This is a genomic window from Mycobacterium sp. TH-M82, from assembly GCF_057473605.1.
In genome coordinates, this window is sequence record NZ_JBYCKY010000740.1 from 1 (window position 1) to 4794 (window position 4794).

General features: G+C 67.8%; 5 protein-coding genes and 1 pseudogene. 3 read left to right on the top strand and 3 right to left on the bottom strand.

Annotated elements, in window-relative coordinates; all coding sequences use genetic code 11:
- The 3 genes from AC2VON_RS22130 to AC2VON_RS22140 all read right to left on the bottom strand — a co-directional run.
- Positions 1-467: carboxyl transferase domain-containing protein (locus AC2VON_RS22130; protein ID WP_486954788.1), on the bottom strand; the 467-nt coding region annotated here is incomplete at its 3' end.
- Positions 468-564: 97 nt separating this feature from the next.
- Positions 565-1722 (bottom strand): acyl-CoA dehydrogenase family protein, encoded by a 1158-nt coding sequence (locus AC2VON_RS22135; protein WP_486954789.1) that lies wholly within the window; start codon positions 1720-1722, stop codon positions 565-567.
- The gene (locus tag AC2VON_RS22140) at positions 1719-3422 is read right to left on the bottom strand and encodes an acyclic terpene utilization AtuA family protein (RefSeq protein ID WP_486954790.1); all 1704 of its coding nucleotides are present in this window, start codon (positions 3420-3422) and stop codon (positions 1719-1721) included. The genes AC2VON_RS22135 and AC2VON_RS22140 overlap by 4 nt, the downstream gene beginning before the upstream one ends.
- A gap of 211 nt (positions 3423-3633) precedes the next feature.
- Between AC2VON_RS22140 and rpmF the strand changes: the two genes are divergently transcribed.
- The 3 genes and pseudogenes from rpmF to AC2VON_RS22155 all read left to right on the top strand — a co-directional run.
- Positions 3634-3807 (top strand): 50S ribosomal protein L32, encoded by a 174-nt coding sequence (rpmF, locus tag AC2VON_RS22145; RefSeq protein WP_486954791.1) that lies wholly within the window; start codon positions 3634-3636, stop codon positions 3805-3807.
- A gap of 83 nt (positions 3808-3890) precedes the next feature.
- The gene (locus tag AC2VON_RS22150) at positions 3891-4577 is read left to right on the top strand and encodes a response regulator transcription factor (RefSeq protein ID WP_486954792.1); all 687 of its coding nucleotides are present in this window, start codon (positions 3891-3893) and stop codon (positions 4575-4577) included.
- Positions 4577-4794 (top strand): annotated as a pseudogene (locus tag AC2VON_RS22155) (two-component sensor histidine kinase); the annotation flags it as partial. The gene AC2VON_RS22150 and the pseudogene AC2VON_RS22155, both read left to right, overlap by 1 nt.

Here is a 4794-nt window from a genome sequence, read left to right on the forward strand (position 1 = left end):
ATGAAGATCTCCTTCTGGGTGGGCAGGTCCGCGCCGCCGGACTCCACCAGCGAGATCACCGGCAGCCGGTTCTGCAGTGCGATCTGGTTGGCCCGCAAGACCTTGCGCAGCGTCCACGGGTTGCTGGTGCCGCCCTTGACGGTCGGATCGTTGGCGACGAGCAGGCACTCCACTTGCGCGACCACACCGATCCCGACGACCACGCTGGCCCCGACCTGGAACTCGCTGCCCCACCCCGCCAGCGGGCACAGCTCCAGAAAAGGGGAGTCCGGGTCGAGCAGCAATTCGATGCGTTCCCGGGCGGTGAGTTTGCCACGGGCGTAGTGGCGCTCGACGTATTTTTCACCGCCGCCGGCCAACGCCTTGGCCAGTTCCGCATCGAGCTCGCCGAGCTTGCCCGTCAGCGCCGACGCGGCCTCGGTGTAGGCCGCGGACGCGGGGTCCAGGGTGGACTGCAGCGTGGTCATAGCCACCGCCGATGACGCAGTGGGGGTACGCCCCCGCGAGCGGGAGGTGCCCCCACCCGCTTGCGGGGGACGAAGCGATGAGGAGGGGGCGGTGTCATCATGACTGATATCCAAGCGTTTTCGCGGCCAGCGAGGTCAGGATTTCGGTGGTTCCGCCCCCGATGCCGAGGATCCGCATGTCACGATACTGGCGTTCCACCTCCGATTCGGCCATGTAGCCCATTGCGCCGAACAGTTGCACGGCCTGGCTGGCCACCCATTCGCCGGCCTCGACCGCGGTGTTCTTGGCGAAGCACACCGGTGCGATCAGGGTGGTGTCACCGGCGAGCTGACGTTCCACCACGTTGCGGGTGTAGACGCGGGCGACGTCGATGCGGCGCGCCATTTCGGCCAGGGTGTTCTGCACAGCCTGCCGGGAGATCAGGGGCCGGCCGAACGTCTCCCGGTCCCTGCACCACTGCACGCTCAGGTCCAGGCAGCGCTGCGCGCTGGAATATGCCTGGGCGGCCAGACCGACCCGTTCGGCGACGAACGCGGCAGCGATCTGGGCGAATCCGGTGTTCTCGCCGCCGATCAGATTTTCGACGGGTACCTGGGCGTCGGTATAGGACAGCTCGGCGGTGTCCGAGGAGCGCCAGCCCATCTTGTCCAGCCTCCGGGTGACGTGAAAACCAGGAGTAGACCGGTCCACCACCAGCAGCGACACCCCGGCCGCACCCGGGCCGCCGGTACGCACCGCGGTCACGACATAGTCGGCGCGCACCCCCGAGGTGATGTAGGTCTTGGCGCCGTTGACGACGTAGTGATCGCCGTCCCGGCGCGCTGTGGTGCGCAGGTGGCCGACATCAGAGCCGCCGCCGGGCTCCGTGATCGCGAGCGCACCGATCTTCTCGCCGGCGAGAGTTGGGCGCACGAACTCCTCGATCAACCGGGTGTCCCCCGAGGCGATCATGTGCGGTACCGCGATCCCGCAGGTGAACAGCGACGCGAACACGCCGCCGGGTGCACCTGCCTCGTGCAGCTCCTCGCAGATGACTACCGCGTCGGCCCCGTCGCCACCACCACCGCCGGCCGATTGTGCAAACCCCGCACCCAGCAGCCCGGCCTCCCCGGCGCGCCGGTGCAGATCCCGAGGCAGCTCCCCGGCGCGTTCCCACTCGTCGATGTGTGGCAGGATCTCCCGCTCGGCGAACGTGCGCACCGTCTTGCGCAGCTGCCCACGCTCCGGCGTGGTCCAGATGCTCCAGACGGTCACAGCAAGCCCTCCGGGATGTCGACGTGACGGCTGCGCAACCATTCGCCCAGCCCTTTTGCCTGCGGATCGAAGCGCGCCTGGTAGGCCACCCCTTGGCCGAGGATGCCGTCGATGACGAAGTTCACCGCTCGCAGGTTGGGCAGCAGGTAGCGGGCGACCGGCAGGTCGGCGACCTCCGGCAACAGCTTCTTGACCAGCTCCGCTGTCAGCGTGTTGGCCAGCCAGTGCCACTGTTCGTCGGTACGCACCCAGACCCCGACGTTGGCCGATCCACCCTTGTCCCCGCTGCGAGCGCCGGCGATGTGTCCCAGCGGCACCCGTCGGGTGGGGCCGGACGGCGGTGGGTCGGGTACTGATGGTTCGGCGGCGGGAGCCAGTGCCCGGGTGTCGGTGGCCGCGGGGATGCCGATGCGGGCTCCGTCGGCGTGCACCGCCACATGCGGCACCGCGGCGGCGTCGACATAACCGGGGGTGAACACCCCGTAGACCTGGCCCTCGCCGGGCGGGGCGGTAACGCTGAAACCGGGATAACTTGCCAGCGCCAGTTCCACGGCGGCCGAGGAGAACTTCCGGCCCACATTGTCCGATTCGGGGTCGCGGACCACGCAGTGCAGCAATGCGCTGGCGGCCTCCTCGGTGTCGGCGTCGGGATGGTCGGTGCGGGCCAGGGTCCATTCCACCTCGGCGGGTTTGACGGTCAGCGACTGCTCCAGCTGGCAGCGCACCAGCTCGGCTTTGGCGTCGATGTCCAGGCCGGTCAGCACGAAGGTCATGGAGTTGCGGTAACCGCCGATGCTGTTCAGTGACACCTTGAGGGTGGGCGGCGGCGGTTCGCCGGTCACACCGCTGATCCGCACCCGGTCGGTGCCGTCGGGGGACAGCTCGACGCTGTCGATTCGGGCGGTGACGTCGGGGTTGGCATACCGGGCGCCGGTGACCTCGTAGAGCAGTTGCGCGGTGACGGTATCGACGCTGACCAGGCCGCCGGTGTCGGGGTGTTTGGTGATCACCGACGAGCCGTCGGCGTGAATCTCGGCCAGCGGGAAGCCGGCGTGCAAAAGGCCCGGGATCGCCGGAACCTCGGCAAAGAACGCGTAGTTGCCGCCGGTGGCCTGAACGCCACACTCGATGACGTGGCCGGCGACCACCGCGCCTGCCAGCCGGTCGTAGTCGGTGCGTTCCCAGCCGAAGTGAGCGGCCGCCGGGCCGACGACCACCGACGCGTCGGTGACCCGGCCGGTCACCACGACGTCGGCCCCGTCGCCCAGGCAATCGACGATCCCCCAGGCGCCCAGATAGGCATTGGCGGTCAGCGGGCTGCCCAGCCCCAGTTCACCGGCGCGAGACAGCAGCTCGTCGCCCTCGACGTGCGCTACCCGCACGCCGATGCCCAACCGCCGGGCCAAGGCCCGCACCGCGTCGGCCAGACCGGCGGGATTGAGCCCGCCGGCGTTGGCGACGATGCGCACACCCTTCTCGTGCGCTAGCCCCAGACACTCTTCGAGCTGCGCCAGGAAGGTCTTGGCATAGCCGCGTTCCGGGTGCTTCATCCGGTCGCGCCCCAGGATCAACATGGTCAGTTCGGCCAGATAGTCGCCGGTGAGGAAGTCGAGTTCACCGCCGGTGAGCATCTCGCGCATCGCCGACAACCGGTCGCCGTAGAAGCCGGAGCAATTCCCGATCCGAACCGTAGGTGCCATCTGAAACCCCATCACTCAACCAACCGGTAGGTTAGCGGTTGTCGAGCTGGCGCGCCAAGGTGTGTCGACAGCCCATCTGCCGCGATGTTTGCTATTTTGGACGAGACGCTGGTCACCGGCTATCCTTTCAGAAGCCGACTGGGTTGGCGTCGACGCGACCGCAGTCGTTTTGCCGACCATACCTACCACCCCGACCGAGGAGAGCCCGACGATGGCCGTGCCGAAGCGCAGGATGTCGCGTGCGAACACCCGCCACCGTCGCGCGCAGTGGAAAGCCGGACGTCCCGGCCTGGTCAACGTCACGGTCGCCGGCCGCCAGCGCAAGGTGCCCCGGCGACTGCTCAAAGCCGCCCGCCTGGGCTTGATCGACCTCGACCGGCACTGAGAGAGCGAGAAGGAAACCGGCCGTGAAACACACACAGTCCACCGCCCAGATCGCTCCCAAACGATTGGATGACAGCCATGGCCCTGCAGATACTGGTCGTTGACGACGATCGCGCGGTGCGCGAGTCGCTGCGCAGGTCACTGAGCTTCAACGGCTACTCGGTCTCACTGGCCACCGATGGTGTCCAGGCGCTCGAGGCCATCACCAGCCACCGGCCGGACGCGATGGTCTTGGACGTCATGATGCCGCGGCTGGACGGTCTGGAGGTCTGCCGTCAGCTGCGTAGCACCGGCGACGACCTGCCGATCCTGGTGCTGACCGCCCGCGACTCGGTGTCCGAGCGGGTCGCCGGGCTGGACGCCGGCGCTGATGACTACCTGCCCAAGCCGTTCGCCCTCGAAGAATTGTTGGCGCGGGTGCGGGCGCTGCTCCGCCGCACTACGGCCGAAGACCTCAGCGAATCGACGCCGATGTCGTTCGAGGATCTTACCCTGGATCCGGTGACCCGCGAGGTGACCCGCGGGGAGCGCCAGATAAGTCTGACCCGAACCGAATTCGCGCTGCTGGAGATGTTGATCTCCAACCCGCGCCGGGTGCTCACCCGCAGCCGCATTCTCGAGGAGGTATGGGGTTTCGACTTCCCCACCTCGGGTAACGCGCTGGAGGTCTACATCGGGTACCTGCGTCGCAAGACTGAAGCCGAAGGGGAATCGCGGCTGATCTACACCGTGCGTGGTGTGGGTTACGTGCTGCGCGAGACGCCGCCCTGATGTCGCTGCTCCGCCGGCGCCGGGGTGTGCCGCTGCGGGCCAGCAGATCGTTGTCGTTGCGGTGGCGGGTGATGCTATTAGCGATGTCCATGGTGGGGCTGGTGGTTGTTCCGATGTCGGTCGCCGTGTATGCGGTGATCTCGGCGGCGCTGTACAAAGACATCGACAACCAGTTGCAGAGCCGGGCGGAGATGCTGATCGCCAGCGGTTCGCTGGC

Bases quoted from the DNA above. Each gene is read 5' to 3' on its own strand.
- rpmF (WP_486954791.1), top strand. From the start codon at position 3,634: ATGGCCGTGCCGAAGCGCAGGATGTCGCGTGCGAACACCCGCCACCGT.
- AC2VON_RS22140 (WP_486954790.1), bottom strand. From the start codon at position 3,422: ATGGCACCTACGGTTCGGATCGGGAATTGCTCCGGCTTCTACGGCGAC.